Annotated in this window: 17 protein-coding genes; 10 read left to right on the top strand and 7 right to left on the bottom strand. The window is 68.6% G+C overall.

Going from position 1 to position 20462, the window contains the following annotated elements:
- From ACXAFN_RS15725 to ACXAFN_RS15705, 5 genes are all read right to left on the bottom strand, one after another.
- Positions 1-855: retention module-containing protein (locus ACXAFN_RS15725; protein WP_474990136.1), on the bottom strand; the 855-nt coding region annotated here is incomplete at its 3' end.
- Between the two features lie 322 nt (positions 856-1177).
- The gene (locus ACXAFN_RS15720; protein ID WP_474990134.1) at positions 1178-1774 is read right to left on the bottom strand and encodes a response regulator transcription factor; all 597 of its coding nucleotides are present in this window, start codon (positions 1772-1774) and stop codon (positions 1178-1180) included.
- Positions 1774-3201: an HlyD family type I secretion periplasmic adaptor subunit gene (locus tag ACXAFN_RS15715; protein ID WP_474990132.1), complete on the bottom strand. Its 1428-nt coding sequence runs from the start codon at positions 3199-3201 to the stop codon at positions 1774-1776. The genes ACXAFN_RS15720 and ACXAFN_RS15715 overlap by 1 nt, the downstream gene beginning before the upstream one ends.
- On the bottom strand, positions 3198-5369 hold the full coding sequence (locus ACXAFN_RS15710) for a type I secretion system permease/ATPase (RefSeq protein WP_474990130.1): 2172 nt from the start codon (positions 5367-5369) through the stop codon (positions 3198-3200). The genes ACXAFN_RS15715 and ACXAFN_RS15710 overlap by 4 nt, the downstream gene beginning before the upstream one ends.
- A gap of 89 nt (positions 5370-5458) precedes the next feature.
- Complete coding sequence (locus ACXAFN_RS15705) at positions 5459-6985, bottom strand: TolC family outer membrane protein (RefSeq protein ID WP_474990128.1); 1527 nt, start codon at positions 6983-6985, stop codon at positions 5459-5461.
- A 334-nt stretch (positions 6986-7319) separates the two neighbouring features.
- Between ACXAFN_RS15705 and ACXAFN_RS15700 the strand changes: the two genes are divergently transcribed.
- The 3 genes from ACXAFN_RS15700 to ACXAFN_RS15690 all read left to right on the top strand — a co-directional run bounded on the left by ACXAFN_RS15700 (position 7320) and on the right by ACXAFN_RS15690 (position 11941).
- A complete protein-coding gene (locus ACXAFN_RS15700) occupies positions 7320-7601 on the top strand; it encodes a hypothetical protein (protein WP_474990126.1) in 282 nt (93 codons plus the stop codon).
- Between the two features lie 134 nt (positions 7602-7735).
- Positions 7736-9217, top strand: a complete 1482-nt coding sequence (thiI, locus tag ACXAFN_RS15695) for a tRNA uracil 4-sulfurtransferase ThiI (RefSeq protein ID WP_474990124.1) — start codon at positions 7736-7738, stop codon at positions 9215-9217.
- Between the two features lie 171 nt (positions 9218-9388).
- Positions 9389-11941, top strand: coding sequence for a putative bifunctional diguanylate cyclase/phosphodiesterase (locus ACXAFN_RS15690; protein WP_474990122.1), 2553 nt, complete (start codon positions 9389-9391; stop codon positions 11939-11941).
- 6 nt (positions 11942-11947) lie between these two features.
- Here ACXAFN_RS15690 and ACXAFN_RS15685 read toward each other — a convergent pair whose 3' ends face one another.
- Positions 11948-12217, bottom strand: a complete 270-nt coding sequence (locus ACXAFN_RS15685) for a hypothetical protein (protein ID WP_474990121.1) — start codon at positions 12215-12217, stop codon at positions 11948-11950.
- A 279-nt stretch (positions 12218-12496) separates the two neighbouring features.
- On the opposite strand from ACXAFN_RS15685, the gene metG reads away from it, so the two are divergent.
- The 4 genes from metG to ACXAFN_RS15665 all read left to right on the top strand — a co-directional run bounded on the left by metG (position 12497) and on the right by ACXAFN_RS15665 (position 17027).
- Positions 12497-14533: a methionine--tRNA ligase gene (gene metG / locus ACXAFN_RS15680; RefSeq protein WP_474990119.1), complete on the top strand. Its 2037-nt coding sequence runs from the start codon at positions 12497-12499 to the stop codon at positions 14531-14533.
- A 7-nt stretch (positions 14534-14540) separates the two neighbouring features.
- The gene (locus tag ACXAFN_RS15675; protein WP_474990117.1) at positions 14541-15524 is read left to right on the top strand and encodes an RnfABCDGE type electron transport complex subunit B; all 984 of its coding nucleotides are present in this window, start codon (positions 14541-14543) and stop codon (positions 15522-15524) included.
- A 19-nt stretch (positions 15525-15543) separates the two neighbouring features.
- Complete coding sequence (gene nth, locus ACXAFN_RS15670) at positions 15544-16179, top strand: endonuclease III (RefSeq protein WP_474990115.1); 636 nt, start codon at positions 15544-15546, stop codon at positions 16177-16179.
- Positions 16180-16262: 83 nt separating this feature from the next.
- On the top strand, positions 16263-17027 hold the full coding sequence (locus tag ACXAFN_RS15665; RefSeq protein WP_474990113.1) for a YdcF family protein: 765 nt from the start codon (positions 16263-16265) through the stop codon (positions 17025-17027).
- Here ACXAFN_RS15665 and ACXAFN_RS15660 read toward each other — a convergent pair.
- A complete protein-coding gene (locus ACXAFN_RS15660) occupies positions 17024-17710 on the bottom strand; it encodes a glutathione S-transferase family protein (RefSeq protein WP_474990111.1) in 687 nt (228 codons plus the stop codon). The genes ACXAFN_RS15665 and ACXAFN_RS15660 overlap by 4 nt on opposite strands.
- A 126-nt stretch (positions 17711-17836) precedes the next feature.
- On the opposite strand from ACXAFN_RS15660, the gene ACXAFN_RS15655 reads away from it, so the two are divergent.
- Genes ACXAFN_RS15655 through ACXAFN_RS15645 form a run of 3 tightly spaced genes read left to right on the top strand, consistent with a single transcriptional unit; the run spans position 17837 to position 20459 of the window.
- The gene (locus tag ACXAFN_RS15655; protein ID WP_474990109.1) at positions 17837-18211 is read left to right on the top strand and encodes a response regulator transcription factor; all 375 of its coding nucleotides are present in this window, start codon (positions 17837-17839) and stop codon (positions 18209-18211) included.
- The gene (locus tag ACXAFN_RS15650) at positions 18208-20274 is read left to right on the top strand and encodes a 3'-5' exonuclease (RefSeq protein ID WP_474990107.1); all 2067 of its coding nucleotides are present in this window, start codon (positions 18208-18210) and stop codon (positions 20272-20274) included. The genes ACXAFN_RS15655 and ACXAFN_RS15650 overlap by 4 nt, the downstream gene beginning before the upstream one ends.
- Complete coding sequence (locus ACXAFN_RS15645; RefSeq protein ID WP_474990105.1) at positions 20271-20459, top strand: hypothetical protein; 189 nt, start codon at positions 20271-20273, stop codon at positions 20457-20459. Before ACXAFN_RS15650 ends, ACXAFN_RS15645 begins: the two co-directional genes overlap by 4 nt.
- Positions 20460-20462 lie beyond the last annotated feature (3 nt).

Below are 20462 nucleotides of genomic sequence, written 5' to 3'. Positions count from 1 at the left end.
CGCGATGTCGACGGTCGGCGGCGCGTCGGTTTCACCCGCGACGGTCACGGTCACCTGGGCAGTGTCGTTGTTCCCATTACCGTCGGTCACTTCATAGGACAGGGTGCCGATCGCTGTCTCTCCCTCATCGAGGGACTGAAACACATCGCCCGGCTCGAAGCTGACGGAGCCATCGCTGCTCACCGCGATAGTCACGGTCACAGACGAGCCGTCCGGCATGGTGAAGACGACATCGCGGGGACCGGGATCCCCGACGCTCAGGGCATCGCCCTGCGGGCCGGTATCATTGAGCAGCACATTGGCGTTGCTCAGCGAAGCACTCTCGCCGGTGACGAAGGCATCGTCGGCGGCCTCCACCCCGGCATCGGCCGACACGGCATCGCCCGTTACGCCGCCTTCGCGCGTTTCCACATTCGATGCCTGCAGCCCGGGAAAGTCGAAGGCAAGCGGATCGACCTGCTCGCTGATACGCGCCAGACGAACGAAGTCATGACCGCCACCACCCTGGGCACCACCATTACCGGCGGCAGGATCTTCCAGATCTTCCAGCAGGTCCCCGCTACCCTGGTCGATGGCGGTCAACAGGGCTTCGAGATCACCGTCCAGGGCGCTGGACTCCTCGCCGGGAACCGGCAGATCGGCATCCAGCTCGGGCGTCATCGCCACGGCCTCGCCACCGCCGATGGTGGTGGGGCCGAAGGCATCACCGAAGTCGAGTTCCACGGTGGCGTTGTCGCCGGTCACGAGCGTCTCGCCTTCCCTCAGGGTGTCACCCTCATGAAGGTCACGCAGGTTGCCCTGGCTGTCTCTTGCCCAAGCTTGACCTGTGACGGAAACGACGGTGGCGATGGCCATGGCATGACTCCTTGTGCACGAATGCGTAGACCCGCACGTTCAACGAAGACGGTCTCGCGAGAGACTTAATACTAAAACAGTGCATCCCTCATCGGCATTGTACCGATGGACAGGAAGGCACTAGGACGAAAAGCCGAGATAGAATGAGGCATTCTTGCCGCGGGAAGCCCCGCGGCGAGGCACCTTGGAACATCCGAACAACACCGACCGCGCCCAGACGGCGGTCCACCCGCGGTCGGGGTGGTACAGCGACGCGCCGACAGCCAGACGAGGCCCTCGAAGGTCGCCACCCTGGCGGCTCCGGACGCGACGCCACCTGTTCCTACTGTTGAGACAGCTTGAGAATCAGCTGCATGCGATCTCGAATGCCCAGCTTGCGAAAGCTGGCACCGAGGTGCGCCTTGACGGTGCGCTCGGTGATGCCGAGCAGACGCGCGACGGCCTTGTTGCTGTTGCCCTTCGCCACGGCCAGGGCCACCGCACGCTCCCGCTCGGTCAAGGAGGTCAGCGTCGCAGTGGAGAGACGAGCCTCGCCGCCGAGCGCTCGAAAGGCACCGCCCACCACCTGAGCCATGAAATCGGGGCCTACCCAGATCCCCTGGTTGGCGGTGACCAGCGCCACCTGGCGCAACAGCTCAGGTGTCGAGAGCACATGTGCATAGCCCCGCGCCCCCGCCTCCAGCGCACGCCTCGCCTCATGGGCATCCGGTGCCGAGCTGAGCACGCTGACGATGGCGCCACGGCCCGACAAGGTCCTTACCAGCTCGGGCCATGCCTCGACGTGGGTGACGACCCACGCCTGCATCTCCCCCGAGGCAGCCGCGACGGCACCGGACTCGTTCAGGCAACGAGCATCGGGAAAGGCCTCCCGCCACCGCGGCATCGGTGCCGACTCCCGGCATACGAAACGCTGATCCATCATCGTTCTCCCAGAGCCTCTTGCCACGCCCGGAGGACCGGCTTGAGCAGGTACTGCATCACCGTGCGCTTCCCGGTCAGGATGTCCACCTGGGCCGTCATGCCCGGAATCACGTCCAGGGCCTCGTGTCCGCTGTCGTCCTCCACGCTCCTGACCTTGACCAGATAAAAAGTGTTGCCGTCGTCATCGGTGATGGTGTCGGGACTGATATGCACCAGTTCGGCCTCCAGCCCACCATAGATGGCAAAATCGTAGGCCGTGAGCTTGATGGTGGCGGGCTGCCCAGGGCGCAGGAAGGCGATGTCCTGCGGCGCGATGCGTGCCTCCACCAGCAGGGTGTCATCGGTCGGCACGACCTCCACGACCTCCTGCCCGGGTTGTGCCACGCCGCCGATGGTGTTGATGCCCAGCCGCTGCACGATACCATCCACCGGCGAGCGAATTTCCGCCAGGCGCACCCGGTCCTCGAGCCCGGTGCTCGACTCGTCGAGGGCCCCGAGATCGGCCAGGGTGCTCGACAGCTCGTTGCGCCATTCCTTGCGCGCATCGAGGCCGACTTCACGAAGCTTCGACTGGGCCTCCTCGATGGCGGCCTGAAGGCGCTCTACCTGGGCGGCCGCCTGGTCGCGTTGGCCACGCGCCTGGGTCACGTCGCGCTGCAGGCGAAGGACCTCGACCTCGGAGACCGCACCGGAAGCCAGCAAGGGCCTGGTCAGATTCAACTCCCGACCGGCCATGCCCAACTCCCGCTCGGCGGTATCCCGGCGAGACTGGGCCTCGTCGAGCTCGGCACGGCGCTGGGCCAATTGCTCCTGGAGGATATTCTTCTGTTCCTCCAGAGCCTCGAGATTGCTGCGATAGAGTTCACGCTCCTGGGCCACGATGTCAGGGGCCTTCTCGACCAATGACGGCGAAGGGGCGAACTCCGCTTCCGACACCAGGGCGCGCAGCCGCTCGGCACGGGCCTCCAGCGCCTCCGCCTTGGCACGGTTCTCGCGGAAATTGGCCAGGAAGCGCGTCGGGTCGACCCGCATCAACAGCTGGCCCTCTTCCACGCGTTCGCCCTCGGCCACCAGGATGTCCTGGACCACCCCGCCATCGAAGGACTGGATCTTCTGCAGCTGGCTGGAGGGAATCACCCGCCCTTCCCCACGCGTCACTTCGTCCAGGGGGGCGAAGGCGGACCAGACGATCAGGACCACCACCGCCAGCGCGACGGTATAAAGCAGCAGCCTGGCGCGCAGCGGATCCTGCTGAAGGCGCGCCCAGTCGGCATCGCTGGCCCAGTCACGATCCATGTGCGACGAGGTGACGCGTCGCGCGAAAAGACGGTCGATGAAGGGACGAAACGCCTTCCCTCCCGTCTCGGAGAAGCGCCCGATCGCCTCGAAGCCTCGCTGTTCTGTGGTGCGGGAGTGCTGCGTCATGCCCCGGCCCTCCCGATCTGGCCCTTGCGCAAGGCCTCGATGACCTGGTCTCTCGGCCCATCGGCCATCACCGTGCCCGCGTCGATGACCACGATGCGATCGACCAGCGACAGCAGCGACGTGCGGTGGGTCACGATCAGCATCGTCTTGCCCTGCCCGACGTCCTTGAGGCGGGCCTTGAGCGCCTCCTCGGAGGAGTGGTCCATGGCGCTGGTAGGCTCGTCGAGCAGTAGAATCCGCGGCTCGTGCACCAGCGCGCGGGCGATGGCCACCTGCTGGCGCTGCCCGCCGGAGAGACGCTGCCCCCGCTCGCCGACCTGGAGATCGATGCCGTCGGGATGCCCGTCGACCAGTGCATCGAGCCCGCTGAGGCGAATGGCACGCAGCAGCGACTCATCATCGACGGCGTCACTGCCCGAACCGGCCAGGATATTGTCACGCAGCGAGCCGTGGAACAGCATGACGTCCTGGGGTACGTAGCCGAAATGGCGCCGCAGCTGGACGGGGTCGAACTGGCGAACATCCACCCCATCCAGGCTCACCGCGCCGGCGGAGGGCTCGTACAAGCCCAGCAAGAGCTTGTGCAGGGTCGTCTTGCCACAGCCCACGCGCCCCAGCACCGCCACCTTCTCGCCGGCGTCCAGCGTCAGCGAGACATCCCTCAGCGCCTCGCGCTGTTCGTCGGGATAGCGGAAGGTGACGTGGTCGAACCGCAGGTCGCCGCGCACCACGGGGCGATCGATGAAGGGCCTTGCCTCGGCACGTTCCACCGGCAGGTCCATCAGGCCGTCCAGCGACTGCATGGCCGTGGCCGCCTGATGATACTGGGCCAGCAAGGCGGCGGCCTGACTGACCGGCGCCATGGCCCGCGACGACAGCAGGTACGCGGCGATCAGGCCGCCTTGGGTCAGCTCGCCTTCGATGATCAGGTAGACGCCCGCGATCACGACCGCCACGGACACGCTGTGCTGCGCCCAGAGCGCCACGTTGCTCACCGAGGAGCTGACCATGCGCAGCTGGGCGCTGGTGCGCGACAGGAAGGCCGAGGCTCGCTCCCAGATCCCCTGGACGCGGCTCTCGCCCCTCAGGGACTTGAGGGTCTCGAGCTGTGAGATCGACTCGATCAACGTGGCGTTGCGCTGGGCGCTCGCGCGCCAGGTCGTCTCGGACAGCTCGTGCAACTTGCCCTGCGCCGCCAGGGCATAGAGCAGCACGAAGGCGATGCCGACCAGCACCGGTATCACCAGTGGCGGGCCGATCAGCGCGATGATGGAGGCAAACAGCAGCACGAAGGGCAGGTCGACCACGCCGACGACCGTGGCCGAGCCGATGAAGGCCCGCACCGATTCGAAGGACTGCAGCGTGGAAGCGAAGGAGCCGGTGGACGTCGGGCGAGACGACAGCCGCAGCCCCAGCACCTGGGACATCAGCGTCGACGAGAGCTTGACATCGGCCCGGCTCGCCGCCAGGTCGACGAAGGCGCCGCGCATCAGACGCAGCGCCAGATCGAAGCACAGCACGATGAAGACACCCACCGCCAACACCCATAGCGTCTCGGTGGCGTGATTGGGCACCACGCGATCATAGACGTTGAGCACGAACAGCGGCATGCCCAGGGCAAAGAGGTTGATGACCACCGAACCGGCGATCACATCGCGATACAAGCGCCGATTTTCCCGGATGACGCCCCAGAACCAATGGCGGCCGCGCTGTCGAGTGACCTCCGGCCCACGCGCATCGAAGCGAAACCGCGGACGCACGTAGATCGCCTGCCCGCTGTAGCTCGACTGGAGACCGTCCAGATCGACCTCGGTTTCCGCCTCGCCGAGTTCGGGAAAGATCACCCGGGCACGGCGAGCCTTCAAGTCCAGCGCCAGCAGCACGCAGGCCCGCCCCGGCTCGAGCAACAACACCACGGGAAACAGCGCCGGATTGAGCTGGACCAGGCGCGACTTGGCCATTCGCGCCGACAGGCCGGCCCTCGAGGCCGCGCGAGGAAACACGCCTGGCGTCAGGCGTCCCTGTTCCAGCGGCAGGCCGGCCGTCAGTGAATCGGCGCTGACGTCATGCCCATGCACCAGAGCAATGCTCTGAAGGCATTCGAGCAGCTCATCGCGGACGGCGGACCGGGCGCCGTGGCCTTCATCGAGTGCTTCACGTTGAGTCAACACATACCTCTGCTGTCCTTGCGAACTGGAGACCGAGCCGGCTCAGACGCCTTTCCCCGACATGACAGGACGTCGAGGCACTCACCGGCTCACTGAACGGCGGCGTCGGACGAGCGCGTCGCGGGCGCCGTGATGCCACCGGTAAAATCGGACAGAGTGTAACCGCTCGGCCCGGGCGCCGGGCAGACCGTCTCGGGATCCAGGCTCACGCCGTCGCTGCCCAGCTCGGCCAGGGTAGGCATGTCATCGCGACGCACGTCCAGCACGTGCATCAACTGCCCCATGGCGGCCAGGGTACGCACATCGGCCAGCGACACATCGAACTGCGCGTTGACATAGGCCCGGCTGGCCTCGAAGTATTCGTTCTCGGTATCCAGGACATCCAGCAGGCTGCGCTGACCGATATCGAACTGTTGCCGGTAGGCCCCTCGCACACGGTCGGTGGAGAGCCGGTGCTGGTTGAGGTAGGCGAGCTGCTCGCGAAGGCGCTGAGTGTCGTTGTAGGCGATCTGCGTCGTCTGGCGCACATCGACGCAGGCCTTCTCGCGCAAGTTGACGGACTGTTCGACCCGCTCGCTAGCGGCGCGGAAACTGGCCAGGTCGCTGCCGCCACGGTACAGGTTCATGCTCGCCACCAGCTCGATGCTGCTGCGATCCTGGCGGCCCTCGGTGTTCAGCGAGGTGTCGCTGTCACTGTCCTTGTAGGTACCGGTGCGCGCGACCAGATCGAGCTGGGGGTGAAAGGCCGCCCGAGTGGCTTGCCGCTCGGCGCGCGATGCGGCGATGTCCTCGATGGCGGCATGAAAGGCCGGATTGCCCTGGAAGGCCATCGTCAGCGCCTCGGACACGTCGCCGGGCAGCCGGTCGCCGAACGCCGTCACCGGCGCCAGGGAGGCCGAGGGTAGCTCGCCGACAATACGCTGGTAGCGTGCCGTGACGTCATGCAGGTTCGCGGCCTCGGTCATCAGATTGGACTCGGCCAGCGCCAGGCGCCCGCTGATCTGCTCGAGATCCACGCCACGGCCGGCCCCCGACAGGGTCCGCTCTTCGATCTGATCGAACACTTCCCGATGCTTGCGATAGCTCTCCTGGGCCAGGCGTACCAGCTCGCGATAGCGTTGCACGTCGAGATAGGCCCGCGCGGCTTCCAGTGAGGTCTGCTCACTGGCGTCGAGCAGTTCGTAATACCGCACCAGCTCGGCGCGATCGAGACGCTCGACCTCGCTGCTGGTGGCAAAGCCGTCGTAGAGCATCTGGGTCAGGGTCAGTTCGGCATAATCGGTGTCATAGCTCCCGCGACCATCGAGTTCACGGTCCTCTCGCCCCACCCCGGCGCTGGCATCGAGACTCGGCAGATAGTTGCCCCAGGCGGCCCGCCGATCGTGGCCCGCGGCCTGAAACGCCTGCCACGCCGCCTGCACTTCGGGATTGGTGGAGATGGCCTGCTGGGCCACGCCCGGGAGATCCGACGATCCGGGCGACATCAGGCCCTGGGGCAGCGACTGGGCAACCGCAGCGGCGAGAGGCAGCAACGACAGGCTGGCGCCGACCACGAGGCCGCGTACCAGACGACCGCCATCGCGGCGGGATGACACGGAATAGCGAGGGCACTTCATATCAACTCCCTTGATCGGCATGGGCGATGGCATCGACGATGCGTCTTGCCATCTTCTCGCCCCAGGCTCACCGGCGGCACAGGCTTCACGTCTACGATGACGATAGCATGAGCGGAAAGTACCAGGCGCGCATTAGATATAAGAATTTTCTGTTACAGACAGTAACAGAACCGATCCCGTTTGGCAGCCGGAAACATCAGCGGTCCGGTAAACGATTGTGACTGCCCTGAACAGCCTCGCCCTGCCGACTCGCCGCGCGTCGGCCCTCTCACGGCGCGAGGCAAACATGGTATCGTCGCCATGAACGAGTATCGGCCCGCACAAGGAGAACGGCATGTCCTCATCGGAAATTCAAAAGACTCGCGTCATCAATGAGCTACGCAGCTTCATCAAGAAGCTGCTGCAGGACCCCAGGATCCTGGAGCAGTCCTTGACGATCGCCCGGGCCCGCCTCGGCGAGGGCGACCAGTCGGACGTCATGGCCCATATCGCCAACGAGATCTCCGATACCACCAGCGTGCACATCCCGGAAGATCCCAAGGAGCACTCGGAGGCCGACCGCCTCTTCCTCGAGCTGCTCAAGGAAGTGGTCAGGGAAGAACAGGCCCTGTACTGAACACGAGACTCCTTCTCACACCCGACGTCTCGCCCCCGGGGAGGCGCCCCGCGGCGCCGCATCGCGCCTCCCCCGACTGCACTCCCGCACGGCAGGTGGTATAATCCCGCGACACTTTTTCAACGCCGCGCCGCATGCTCTACCTGCTCAAACTCCATCCCGAGATCACCATCAAGTCCCGTTCGGTGCGTCAGCAGATGACCCGCTGCCTGACCGCCAACATCCGCAACACCCTGCGCCGCCTCGAGGCAGGCGTACGGGTCAAGGACCAGTGGGACGCCATCCGTGTGCGCCTGCCGCAAGGCCTCTCCGACGAGACCACAGCCGCCCTTGAGGACAGCCTGACCCGCATCCCCGGCATCCAGCAGATCCTGGCCACCGAGGAAGTCCGCTTCGACTCGCTGGAACAGGCCGCCGAGCACATCGTGCCGCTGTGGAGCCCGGCGATCGCCGGCCACAGCTTCCGCGTGCAGGCCAAGCGCCGCGGCCAGCACGACTTCACCTCGGCGGACATCGAACGTTACCTGGGCGGTCGGCTGCTCGAGGCGGCGCCGACGGCCCGGGTCGACCTGAAGCATGCCGAGGTCGTGGTGCCGGTGGAGCTCAATGATCGCCGCCTGCAGGTGATCCGGGCCCGCTGGAAGGGCCTGGGCGGCTACCCGCTCGGGGTGCAGGGACAGGCCCTGTCACTGATCTCCGGCGGCTTCGACTCGCCGGTGGCGACCTGGAAGATGATCCGTCGCGGCGTCAAGACGCACTTCCTGTTCTTCAACCTGGGGGGTCCGGCCCACGAGGCCGGGGTCCGCGAGGTCAGCCATCACCTCTGGGAACGCTACGGCGTGTCCCACAAGGTGAAGTTCGTCTCGGTGCCCTTCGAAGGCGTGGTGGCGGAGATCCTGCGCGCCATCCCCGACGGACTGATGGGCGTGGTCCTCAAGCGGATGATGATGCGCGTCGCCGGACGCGTCGCCGATCGCCTGAGAATACCGGCCCTGGTCACGGGGGATGCCATCGCCCAGGTCTCCAGCCAGACCCTCACCAACCTGGCGGTGATCGACGACGCCAGCGCCCTGCCGATCCTGCGCCCGGTGCTGACCGACGACAAGCAGGACATCATCGACCGGGCCAGGACCCTCGATACCGCCCGCTTCGCCGAGGCCATGCCCGAGTACTGCGGGGTCATCTCGCGACGCCCCCACAACAAGGCGCCGCTCGAGGACGTCCGGGCGGCCGAGGCCGACTTCGACGACCGCGTGCTGGAGGAGGCCATCGAGGCCACCGTGGTCACGCGCATCGACCAGGTGCTGGAGCGAGAGGCCCCGCTTCCCGAGGTGCTGACCGTCGACTCCCCCGAAGCGCTGGCAGACCTCGACGCGCCCTGCGTGATCGACATTCGCCGTGCCGACGAGCAGGAAGCCGCCCCCCTGACCCTGCCCCGGATCCCGCTGATCCGTATTCCCTTCTACGAGCTTCAGGAGCAGGCCGCCGACCTCCCCGGCGACAGGCAATACCTGCTGTACTGCGACCAGGGCGTGATGAGCCGCATGCAGGCCCTGCACCTGGCCGATCGCGGCCTGCACCACTTCGGCGTCTATCGCCACGCCATCCGACCCTGAACGCCGGGGCTGCTAGCACACCCTGCCGGCCTCCGCCATCCTGCCGCCCCGTCACGCCGCGTAAGACGATCGCGCCTCGGGGCGGCGGCAATCTCCTCACACACCGACGCTTGCGGCGACGCACGCCTTCGCCACTATACTGGAGACGAATTCCTCCGCGAGCCTCTGGACATGGACACGAGCACCGATGCCACGGCTGGCAGCGCTCTGCTGGAGCGAATCGCCGACCTCCTGGAGCGACTGGACGACGGCCGCGACTGGCGACACAGCCTGATGGAGCTGGCCGAGGCGACCTTCGCCGCCGGAGAGGCCCTGCTGGTCGAGCTGGATCTCCCCACGGGACAGGCATGGCTACATGTCAGGCATGCCCGCCCCACGCCTCTGGCGGACGGGACGGGATGTCTCGCGACCTGGCAGGAACAGGCCTTCTACACGCCGCTGCCGCCGCGCGCCCTGCCGGAGCTGTTGCCCTATAGCGCCGCCGACACCACCTGCTACCTGGCCATCCCGGTGACCCGGGCCGGCGGGCGCGACACCGGCACCCTGCTGATCCTCGCCTACGACCACCTCCCCCTCATCCCCGCGGCCGATGTGCGGCATGGCCATCGCATCCTCTCGGCCCACGCACGGGCCCGGCACCTCGGCGCGCCCGGCGCTCCGGACGAGGTCGCAGGGGACGACGAGCCGGCGGCGTCGCTCTGGCCGGCCCTGGCGCTGGTGGAACCCCTGTTCGACTCGGCCCCCATCCTGATCGACGGCTTCGACAAGCGGGGGCGCTGCATTCTCTGGAACCGGCAGTGCGAGCGGGTGTTCGGCTGGTCCGCCGAGGAGGTCAAGGCCAAGGCCGACCCGCTCGCGCTCTTCTACCCCGACGAGGCGGAATACCGCCGGGTCATGGCGGGCCTGGCGTCACAGGACGGCTCGGTCTTCCAGGAATGGACCCCACGGGCACGGGACGGGCGCCAGCTGACCACCCTGTGGGCCAACGTCGCCCTGCCGAACGGCGCCATGATCTGCATCGGCCACGACATCACCGAACAGCGCCTGGCCGAGAACCGGCAGCGACTCGCCGCCAGCGTCTTCGAGTCCAGCTACGATGCCATCATGATCACCGACGCCGACAACCGCGTCTGCGACGTCAACCCCGCCTTCACCCGCATCACGGGCTACGCCAAGGAGGAGATCGTCGGCCTGAGCCCCGATCGATTCGACAACCAGCGCCTCGACAGCGACACCTATGCCAGCATTCGTCGACACCTCGACGAGCATGATAGCTGGGAGGGAGAGCTGCTCAGCCGCCGCCGGAGTGGCGAGCTCTACACCCAGCTGCTCTCGGTCTCGGCGGTCAGGGACGACCAGGGCCGGCTGCAACACCATGTCGCCACCTTCTCCGACATCACCCTCCGCAAGCGTCACGAGGCCGAGCTCCGTTACCTGGCACGCCACGACGCCCTGACCGAGCTCCCCAACCGGCGCCACTTCGCCGAGCATCTCGAGGATGCCCTGACCCACGCCAGGCGCGACGGCGGGCTGCTGGCGGTCTGCTATCTCGACCTGGACGACTTCAAGCCCATCAACGACCGCTTCGGCCATGCCGCCGGCGATGCACTGCTGGTGGTCGTCAGCAAGCGGCTGCGTCACGCCCTGCGCACCGGGGACCTGCTGGCCCGGCTGGGCGGCGACGAATTCGCCATGCTGCTCTCCGGCCTGCACGACCGCGAGGAATGCCTGCACGTCATCGAGCGCATCCGCCACGTCATCACTCGCCCCATCACCCTCGGCGACTCCCTGGTACGGGTCTCCAGCAGTATCGGCATCACCCTGTTCCCCCAGGACGACGTCGAGGCGGAGATCCTGCTGCGCCACGCCGACCAGGCCATGTATCGTGCCAAGCGCAGTGGCAAGAACCACTATTGCGTGTTCGACGCCGGCCAGCGCCTGGAGGAACAGCACAGCCTGCAACGGATCGCCCGACTCGAGCGGGCCCTGCAAGGGGGCGAGTTCGAGCTTCATTACCAGCCCAAGGTCGATCTGCGCACCGGCGAGGCCTGCGGGCTCGAGGCGTTGCTGCGCTGGCGGCATCCCGATCACGGCCTGCTGGAACCCGCCGATTTCCTGCCCATGGTGATGGGCACCCGTGTCGAATCGACCCTGGGCGACTGGGTGATCGACGAGGTACTGCATCAGGCCGACCGGTGGCGACGCCATGAGCCGCGGCTCCCCATCAGCTTCAACGCCAGCGCCAACCATCTGGCGCTGCCCGAGTTCGCCGAGCGGATCGTCAGCGCCCTGCAGCGCCACCCCGGCCTGTCGGGCGACCGATTCGAGGTCGAGTTCCAGGAAGGGGCCGCGGCCGAAGACCTCGACGCCATCACCCATACCCTGCGCCGCTGCCGGGAAGCGGGCCTGAGCGTGGCGCTGGACGACTTCGGCACCGGCTACTCCTCGCTGTCGCATCTCCGCGAGCTACCGATCGATACCCTCAAGATCGACAAGGCATTCATCGCCGGACTGTTGCACGACGAGCGCGACGCGGCCCTGGTCCAGGGCATCATCCAGCTCGCCCACCGGCTCGGGCTCGGCGTCATCGCCGAGGGCGCCGAGTCAGATGACCACTGCCGCCGGCTGCTGGAACTCGGCTGTCCGATCGTGCAGGGCTACGCCCTGGCCGCCCCCATGCCCGCCGAGCGCGTGTTCGCCTGGCTGACGTCTCGCCGGGCATGAAGCCGCCTACTGGCAGGGCACCACCTTGCGCTGAGTGTTCAGGGCCCACAGCATCTGGCCATCCGGGGTCGATCCCTGCTCGCTCCAGGTCTCGGTGATCTCGAGACAGTAGGAGCCCAGGCTCTCGACGGTGACCTGGGGGTCGGCGGGCCGCTGGTTGCCGATGCGCATGATGTCGGGATCCTCGCTGGTATAGCTCGGCGCGATGGCGCCGCTGGCGCAACCGCCCAGCAGCACGACGAGAGCGGCCCAAAGGGGAATGCGATGACGGGACATGGCGTCTTGCCTCCGTGAAGCGCCGGGGTGCCAGGAGCATCGCCGTCGCCGCGAGGCGACGCCCGGGCCCGGATCGTGACGGGATAGGCGGCAGCGGATGCCGCTCTAGCAGCTTAGCCCGCGGGCGACGAGCGGGCGAGGCCGGGACGGGTGCAGGCCACGCGGAAGATGCTACAATCTGATGCCTGATTTCACGGACATTTCGCATGGCGGCCTCGACTTCGCCCAGGCGTCGAGTCGGCCGCCGTGTTCCACGCTTACGGGAACCCCAGAGCCACCATGTCGAACACCGCCCCGCGCAAGATCCTGGTCACCAGCGCCCTGCCCTATGCCAACGGCGCCATCCACCTGGGCCACCTGCTGGAATACATCCAGACCGACATCTGGGTGCGCTTCCAGAAGAGCCGCGGCCACGACTGCCACTACGTCTGCGCCGACGATGCCCACGGCACCGCCATCATGCTGCGGGCCGAACAGGAAGGCATCACCTCCCAGGCGCTGATCGACCGCGTCAGCCGGGAACACCAGGAGGACTTCGCACGCTTCGGGGTGGCCTTCGACAATTACCATTCGACCCACTCCGAGGAAAACCGCCACTTCAGCGAGCTGATCTACACCCGGCTGCGCGACCGCGGCCACATCGCCACCCGCGACATCGAGCAGATGTACGATCCGGTCAAGGGCCTGTTCCTGGCCGACCGCTTCATCAAGGGCACCTGCCCCAAGTGCAAGACCGAGGATCAGTACGGCGACAACTGCGAGGCCTGCGGCGCCACCTACACGCCGGCCGAACTGATCGACCCGGTCTCGGCGATCTCCGGCGCCACCCCCGAGGTGCGGACCTCCACCCACTACTTCTTCAAGCTGCCCGACTTCGCGCGCTTCCTGCAGGGCTGGATCGACGACGACCATGTCCAGCCCCAGATCCGCAACAAGCTGATGGAATGGTTCGAGTCCGGTTTCAACGAGTGGGACATCTCCCGCGACGCGCCCTACTTCGGCTTCGAGATCCCCGACGCCCCGGGCAAGTACTTCTACGTCTGGCTCGATGCGCCGATCGGTTACCTGGCCAGCTTCAAGAACCTCTGCGACCGCGCGGGCATCGACTTCGACGCCTACTGGCGCGAAGGCTCCGACGCCGAGGTCTACCACTTCATCGGCAAGGACATCGTCTATTTCCACGCCCTGTTCTGGCCGGCCATGCTGCACGGGGCCGGGATGCGCACGCCCACCGCGGTGAACTGCCACGGCTTCGTCACCGTCAACGGCGCCAAGATGTCCAAGTCCCGCGGCACCTTCATCAAGGCCGCCACCTACGCCGAGCACCTGAACCCCGAGTACCTGCGCTACTACTTCGCCGCCAAGCTCAGCGCCGGCGTCGACGACCTGGACCTCAACCTCGAGGACTTCGCCCAGCGGGTGAACTCGGACCTGGTCGGCAAGGTAGTCAACATCGCCAGTCGCTGCGCCGGCTTCGTCAAGAAGCTCGGCGGCGGCCGGCTCTCGGCCCACTGCACCGAGCCCGCGCTGGTCGCCCGCTTCGTGGCCGCCGGCGACGAGATCGCCGAGCACTTCGAGGCCCGCGAGTTCGGCCGCGCCATGCGCCGGGTCATGGAACTGGCCGACGAGGCCAACACCTATATCGCCGAGGCCGAACCCTGGGTGCTGGCCAAGCAGGAGGGGCGCGAACAGGAAGTCCTCGACATCTGCTCGGTGGGCATCAACCTGTTCCGCCAGCTGATGGTCTACCTCGCCCCGGTGGTGCCCGCCATGGCCGAGGGCGCCCGCACCTTCATGAGGCTCGATTCGCTGGACTGGAGCAGCCGCCAGGAACTGCTGCTCGATCACGAGATCGCCAAGTTCAAGCCGCTGATGACCCGAGTCGAGCGTGACCGCATCGACGCCATGATCGAGGCGTCGAAGGAGGACCTGGTGGAAGAACAGAAACTCAAGGAGACCCCCAAGGGCCCGCTGGCCGACACCCCCATCGCCGACGAGATCGCCTTCGACGACTTCGCCAAGGTCGACCTGCGCATCGCCCGCATCGCCAAGGCGGAATACGTCGAGGGCGCCGACAAGCTGCTCCAGCTGACGCTGGACCTCGGCGGCGAGACCCGCAACGTCTTCGCCGGCATCCGCAAGGCCTATGCGCCGGAGGCCCTGGAAGGCCACCTGACGGTGATGGTCGCCAACCTGGCGCCGCGCAAGATGCGCTTCGGCGTCTCCGAAGGCATGGTGCTGGCCGCCGGCGACGACGACGGCATCTACCTGCTGGAGCCCCACTCCGGCGCCCAGCCCGGCCAGCGCGTGAGCTGATCCGGGCATGACGCAGCCCGCCCTGATCGAGGCCGTAGACGCCGCCTTGCCGCAGACCCAGTGCGGCAAGTGCGGCCACGACGGCTGTCGTCCCTACGCCGAGGCCATCGCGGAAGGCGAGGCGATCAATCGCTGCCCCCCCGGCGGCGAGGCCACCGTGGTGCGGCTGGCCGAGCTGACCGGTCGCGCCGCGGTGCCGCTGGAGCAGCCGGCGCAGTCGCCGCTGGTGGCCAGGATTCGCGAGGACGAGTGCATCGGCTGCACCAAGTGCATCCAGGCCTGCCCGGTGGACGCCATCCTCGGCGCCGCCAGGCACATGCACACGGTGATCGAGGCCGAGTGCACCGGCTGCGAGCTCTGCGTGTCGCCCTGCCCGGTCGACTGCATCGACCTGTTGCCCCATCCGGCCTGGCAGGCCGCCGACGGCGACGCCGAGCGTGACGCCTATCTGGACCAGCGCGCCGAGCGAGGCCGCCGCCGCTTCGAGGCCCGCAACGCGCGTCTGGCTCGCGAGGAAGAGGCCAAGCGCCAGCGCCGCCGCGCGCGCAGCGCCCGGCAGGCACCGGCCGCCGCTCCCGCCAAGAGGCAGGCCCCCGCGGCATCGTCGAGCGCCCTGCGCGCTAGCCGCATCGGCCTGGTCGGAAGCCTCAAGCGGCTGTACCGCCGGCGCCAGGCGCCGGATCTCGCCCCCGATGAGCGCGACGAGCTCGAACGGCGCGAGGAGGAACTTCGTGCGCGCCTGGCCGAGATCGATCGTCAACTCGACGATGCCGGCGGCGCCCAGACATCAGATCAGTCCGTCGACAAGGCAGCCCGGCAAGCCGAACGTCAGCGGCGCTTCGCCGTCAACGCCGCCGAGCAGGCCAAGCGCCGTGCCCGCCAGCAGCTGGCCCACGCCGAACGCCAGCGCGACGACGAGGCCATCGCCGCCGCCCGCGAGCAGATCGAGCGCGCCGAGCGCATGCTCGCCGACGCCCGCGCCGCCCACTGACTCCTCCAGCCATGACGCCATGAACGCCCAGAAACGCCACGAAATCTTCCGCCGCCTGCGCGAGCACAATCCCGAGCCCACCACCGAGCTCGACTGGTCGACGCCCTTCGAGCTGCTGGCCGCGGTGCTGCTGTCGGCCCAGGCCACCGACGTCGGCGTCAACAAGGCCACCGCGCGGCTGTTCCCGGTGGCCAACACCCCGGCGGCCATCCTCGAGCTGGGACTCGACGGCCTCAAGGAGCACATCAAGACCATCGGCCTGTACAACACCAAGGCCGAGAACCTGATCAAGACCTGCCGCATCCTGCAGGAACACCATGGCGGCGAGGTGCCACGCACCCGCCAGGCCCTCGAGGCGCTGCCCGGGGTCGGCCGCAAGACCGCCAACGTCATCCTCAACACCGCCTTCGGCGAGCCGACCATCGCCGTGGACACCCATATCTTCCGGGTCTCCAATCGCACCGGCATCGCCAAGGGCAAGGACGTGGTGGAAGTCGAGAAGAAGCTGCTGCGCCACGTGCCCAAGGAATTCCGCCAGGACGCCCACCACTGGCTGATCCTGCACGGTCGCTACACCTGCGTGGCCCGCAAGCCGCGCTGCGGCAGCTGCGTGATCGAGGATCTGTGCGAGTTTTCGGACAAGGTGGAACTCTAGGCGATAACCGGAAAGCGCCCGCACTCGGCGACGTTTCACACACGGCCTGACACCCTGGTTTCTGCCGGAGAGGGAGACGCTGGATGGCATTGCTCGAATCGCTGCTGCTGCCCCCGCTGCTCAACGCCTGGCTGATCCTGCTCGGTGGCCTGCTGTGGATGCGCCGACAGCTGATCGGCGGGGTGCTGGTCGCGCTGGGACTCGGCGGCCTGGTGATGCTGGCCACGCCATGGGCCAGCCATGCCCTGCGCGTGGGGCTGGAGCCGCCGCCGCTGGCCGCCAGCGCCCCCCTCGAGGACGCCCGACGCGACGGCGCCCGAGCGATCGTGATCCTCGGCGGCGGCCGCGACTATGGCGCGCCGGAATTCGGCTGGGGCGACGCCCCCGCCAACGCCAGCTGGCGCCGCCTGGCCTACGGCGCCTACCTGCACCGGCGCAGCAGCCTGCCCCTCCTGGTCAGCGGCGGGCGGGGGCATGACGAACACAGCCCCGAGGCGAGCCTGATGGCCGCCGCCCTGGACGAGGCGTTCGGGGTCCCGGTGCGCTGGCGCGAGGGCCGTAGCGCCGACACGGCAGGCAACGCCCGCTACAGCGCCGAGCTGCTCGCCGCGGAAGGCATCGAGCATGTCGCCCTGGTCTCCCAGGCCTGGCACCTGCCCCGGGCAAGGGCCGAATTCGAGCGCGCCGGCCTCACCGTGACCCCGGCCGCCACCGAGTTCGCCAGCCCGCCGCCCAAGGGGCTCGCGGCCTGGCGGCCCAGCGCCTATCACCTGCACCAGAGCAGCCGCGCCTTGCACGAGTGGCTGGGGCGCGCCGCGTTATGGCTCAAGGCCCGACTACCCCGCTAGTCGCTTCCGGCAAGGGAAAATTCCCCGCCCCGCTCCAGGGCTCTCTGATAGGCCGGCCGCTCTCGGCAGCGGGCCAGGAAGTCGCACAGGCGCGGCGCCGCCTCGAGCCCGCCGCGGCTCTCCAGGGCCAGCAGCGGAAAGCTCATCTGGATGTCCGCCGCCGTGAAGGCCTCGCCGGCGAACCACGCCGAGCACTCGAGCTCCGCCTCCCAGAAATCCCTGAGCTCGGTGATGCGCGGCCCCAGGAAGTTCTGCTCCACCCCCTTGGCGAACTGGCGCCCCAGGGGACGCACCAGGGCCGGCACCGGCGGCTTGCCGAGCCGCGAGAACACCAGGCGCATGACCAGCGGCGGCATCGCCGAGCCCTCGGCATGGTGCAGCCAGAAGCGGAAGCGTTCACGCGCGTCGCTGCCTACCGGCGGCACCAGGCGCCCCTCGGGGTCGTGGTGCTCGAGCAGGTACTCGATGATCGCCCCGGACTCGGCGATGGCCCGCCCGTCACGCGTCTCGTCGCTGATCACCGGCGACTTGCCCAGCGGATGCACGGCCTTCAGCGACGCCGGTGCCAGCCAGGTCTCGGGATCGCGCCGATAGACGACGACCTCGTAGGCCACGCCCAGCTCTTCGAGCAGCCACAGCACGCGCTGGGAACGGGAGTGTTCGAGATGGTGCACGCGAATCATGGTTCGGCCTCCGTGTCGATGGACGGCCAGTGTAACGGCTTGGGCCAAGGTCGTCTTTGCCGCGCCGGATGGCCTCACTAGACTCGAGGAAACAACGCTGTACTGGACCGCCAGGAGGGAAGCGACATGACCAAGGTGCTGGTGGTGGACGACGAGCCCAACATCGTCCTGTCGCTGGAATTTCTGATGCAGCAGGCCGGCTTCGAGGTACTGACCGCCGAGGACGGCGAGACCGCGCTGGCCCGCGTCGCCGAGGGGCGGCCGGACCTGGTGCTGCTCGACATCAGCTTGCCGGGCATCGGCGGCTTCGACGTGCTGGAGCGACTGCGTGCCGACCCCGACCTCGCCGGGCTGCCGATCATCATGCTCACCGCCCATGGCCGCGAGGTGGAGCGCGAGAAGGGCCTGGCCCTCGGCGCCGACGACTACGTCACCAAGCCCTTCTCGACACGCGACCTGGTCGACAAGGTCAAGGCCCTGCTCGGCGAGGCCCCGCCATGAGCCGATGCCGCCCCGGCCCGCCCCGTCGCCAGACCCTGATCGGCCTGTGGCTGCTGCTCAGCGGCATCAGCCTGCTGGGCGGCGCGCTGTTCGCCCTGTGGCTGGACGGCCAGCTCCAGCCCAGCGGCGCGGCCCGCTGGGCGCTCTGGCTGGGCAGCGTCGCCGGCGGCAGCACCATCCTGCTGGTCGGCTGGCTCCTGGAACAGCGCCTGTTCAAGCCCCTGCGTCATCTGCAGGTGCAGCTGGCGCGCCTGGTGGCCAACCCCGATGCCCGGGACGACGCCCTCCCCGAGGGCTGGCTGAGCGGCCTGGGGCCGGACCTGGTGCGCATCCGCGAGGCCTGGCGGGACGATCGCGCCGGGCTGGCCACCGCCCGCGCCGAAGGCGCCCGCAGCGCGGCCCGGATTCGCCAGGAGCTCGAAGCCCTGCTGCAGGTGCTCGACACCCCACTGCTGCTGTGTGACCGCCATCGCCGCCTGCTGCTCTTCAACCCCGCCGCCGAGACCCTGTTCGACGACACCCCCGGCCTGGGGCTGGGCAAGCGCCTGGAAGCGCTGCTGCCCGCGGCCAGCCTGCACGACGCCCTGCGCCAGCTGCCCCCGGACGGCAGCCCCAGGGAGGTGCTGGTGCCCTGCGGCAAGCACTGGCTGCGCGCCACCCTGCGCCAGATCCCCGACAGCCAGGGCGAAACCCTGCTGACGCTGGTCGACGCCACCGCCGCCTGGGCCAACGAGCTGGGCGCCGGCGCGACCCTGACCGGCCTGCTGCCGGCCCTGCGCCGACACGGCGCCGGCCTGACCAGCGCCGCCGACGCGCTCAGCCATCTCTCCGGCCCAGGCGACGAGGCCCTGCGCCAACGGCTGGCCCGGGTGGTCGAGGAAGAGGGACACGGGCTCGCCGAACGCCTCGAGCGGCTGGGCGAGACGCTGGACGCCCTGCAACGACAGGCCGAGCGCCTCACGCCGCTATGGTCCAACGACCTCTGGGAAGGGCTCGCCGCGCGCCTGCCCGCCGAGGGCCCAACCCTGACGCCGGTGGGCATGCCGGCCTGGCTCAAGGGCGACGCCCCCGCCCTGCTCGAGGTGCTGGTCCGGCTGCTGGAACGTCTCGCCGGCCATACCGGGGTCCGGCAGTTCGACGCCGAGGTATGCCTCGGCAACAAGCGGGTCTACCTGGACCTGTGCTGGCGGGGGTCGCCGCTGCCCGAGGGCGAGCTGGCGGCCTGGCGCGGCGAGCGCCTCGAGGCCCTGCCGCTTGCCCCGACCCTCGGCGAGGTACTGCGCCAGCACGCCAGCGACGCCTGGAGCCTGGCCGATCCGGACCGCGACCATGCCCGCCTGCGCCTGCCGCTGCCGGCCCTCGACCGGGTCGGCGCGCCCCGGCCACGCACGCCGCCGCGCCCCGAGTTCCACGACTTCGGGATCGCCGAGCTGCCGCCGCCGGACGCCGAGCTCGCCGCCCGACCGCTGCGGGCGCTGGAGATCGTGGCCTGCGACACCGAGACCACCGGCCTGGAGCTTCGCCGCGGCGACCGGCTGATCAGCATCGGCGCCTGCCGCATCGTCAATGGCCGGCTGCTGGCCCGCGAGACCTTCGACCTGCGCGTCGATCCCGGTCGGCCGATCCCGGCGGCCAGCACCGCCATCCACGGCCTCGGCGACGCCGACGTGGCCGGAGCGCCCACCGCCGCCGTGGCCCTGCCGCGCTTCCGCGACTACCTGGGCGAGGCCATGCTGCTGGCCCACAACGCCGCCTTCGACCTGTTGGCCCTGCAGCCCCCGGACGGCGGCGTGCGCTTCGACATGCCGGTGCTCGACACCCTGCTGATCTCCCGCGGTCTGGACCCGAGCCTGGACGGCCACGACCTGGATTCGCTGGCCGAGCGCTACGGGCTCGAGTTCCCGCCGGGCAGCCGCCACACCGCCCTAGGGGATGCCCGGGTCACCGCCGAGCTGTGGCTGGCCCTGCTGCCGCGCCTGGAGGCGCGGGGCGTCGCCAGCCTGGGCGACCTGCTGGCCCTCCAGGCCAGCGCCTTCGACCGGGAGGACGCCAGCGCCTCATGATGTCGCCACGCCGCAAGGAACGCCTGATCGTCCTGGTCGCACTGGCCACGGCGCTGTTCACCCCGCCGCTGCTGCTGGTGGCCGAGCGGGCGGCGCCCGCCGCCCTGGCGCTGTATGTCTTCCTCGCCTGGGGCGGGGTGATCGCGCTGGCCGCCTGGCTGCTGGAAGGCGGCCGCGGGGAGTGAGCG

The sequence above is a fragment of the Halomonas sp. ABH4_019 genome, from assembly GCF_056159885.1.
The sequence above is the reverse complement of the archived record's forward strand: the minus strand, read 5'-3'. Positions and strand labels throughout refer to the sequence as shown.

What these genes read in the sequence shown, in the direction of transcription:
- ACXAFN_RS15720 (WP_474990134.1), bottom strand. Translation starts at nt 1,774, where the DNA reads ATGGATCAGCGTTTCGTATGCCGGGAGTCGGCACCGATGCCGCGGTGG.
- ACXAFN_RS15715 (WP_474990132.1), bottom strand. Translation starts at nt 3,201, where the DNA reads ATGACGCAGCACTCCCGCACCACAGAACAGCGAGGCTTCGAGGCGATC.
- ACXAFN_RS15705 (WP_474990128.1), bottom strand. Translation starts at nt 6,985, where the DNA reads ATGAAGTGCCCTCGCTATTCCGTGTCATCCCGCCGCGATGGCGGTCGT.
- ACXAFN_RS15700 (WP_474990126.1), top strand. Translation starts at nt 7,320, where the DNA reads ATGTCCTCATCGGAAATTCAAAAGACTCGCGTCATCAATGAGCTACGC.
- thiI (WP_474990124.1), top strand. Translation starts at nt 7,736, where the DNA reads ATGCTCTACCTGCTCAAACTCCATCCCGAGATCACCATCAAGTCCCGT.
- ACXAFN_RS15690 (WP_474990122.1), top strand. Translation starts at nt 9,389, where the DNA reads ATGGACACGAGCACCGATGCCACGGCTGGCAGCGCTCTGCTGGAGCGA.
- ACXAFN_RS15685 (WP_474990121.1), bottom strand. Translation starts at nt 12,217, where the DNA reads ATGTCCCGTCATCGCATTCCCCTTTGGGCCGCTCTCGTCGTGCTGCTG.
- metG (WP_474990119.1), top strand. Translation starts at nt 12,497, where the DNA reads ATGTCGAACACCGCCCCGCGCAAGATCCTGGTCACCAGCGCCCTGCCC.
- ACXAFN_RS15675 (WP_474990117.1), top strand. Translation starts at nt 14,541, where the DNA reads ATGACGCAGCCCGCCCTGATCGAGGCCGTAGACGCCGCCTTGCCGCAG.
- nth (WP_474990115.1), top strand. Translation starts at nt 15,544, where the DNA reads ATGAACGCCCAGAAACGCCACGAAATCTTCCGCCGCCTGCGCGAGCAC.
- ACXAFN_RS15665 (WP_474990113.1), top strand. Translation starts at nt 16,263, where the DNA reads ATGGCATTGCTCGAATCGCTGCTGCTGCCCCCGCTGCTCAACGCCTGG.
- ACXAFN_RS15660 (WP_474990111.1), bottom strand. Translation starts at nt 17,710, where the DNA reads ATGATTCGCGTGCACCATCTCGAACACTCCCGTTCCCAGCGCGTGCTG.
- ACXAFN_RS15655 (WP_474990109.1), top strand. Translation starts at nt 17,837, where the DNA reads ATGACCAAGGTGCTGGTGGTGGACGACGAGCCCAACATCGTCCTGTCG.
- ACXAFN_RS15650 (WP_474990107.1), top strand. Translation starts at nt 18,208, where the DNA reads ATGAGCCGATGCCGCCCCGGCCCGCCCCGTCGCCAGACCCTGATCGGC.
- ACXAFN_RS15645 (WP_474990105.1), top strand. Translation starts at nt 20,271, where the DNA reads ATGATGTCGCCACGCCGCAAGGAACGCCTGATCGTCCTGGTCGCACTG.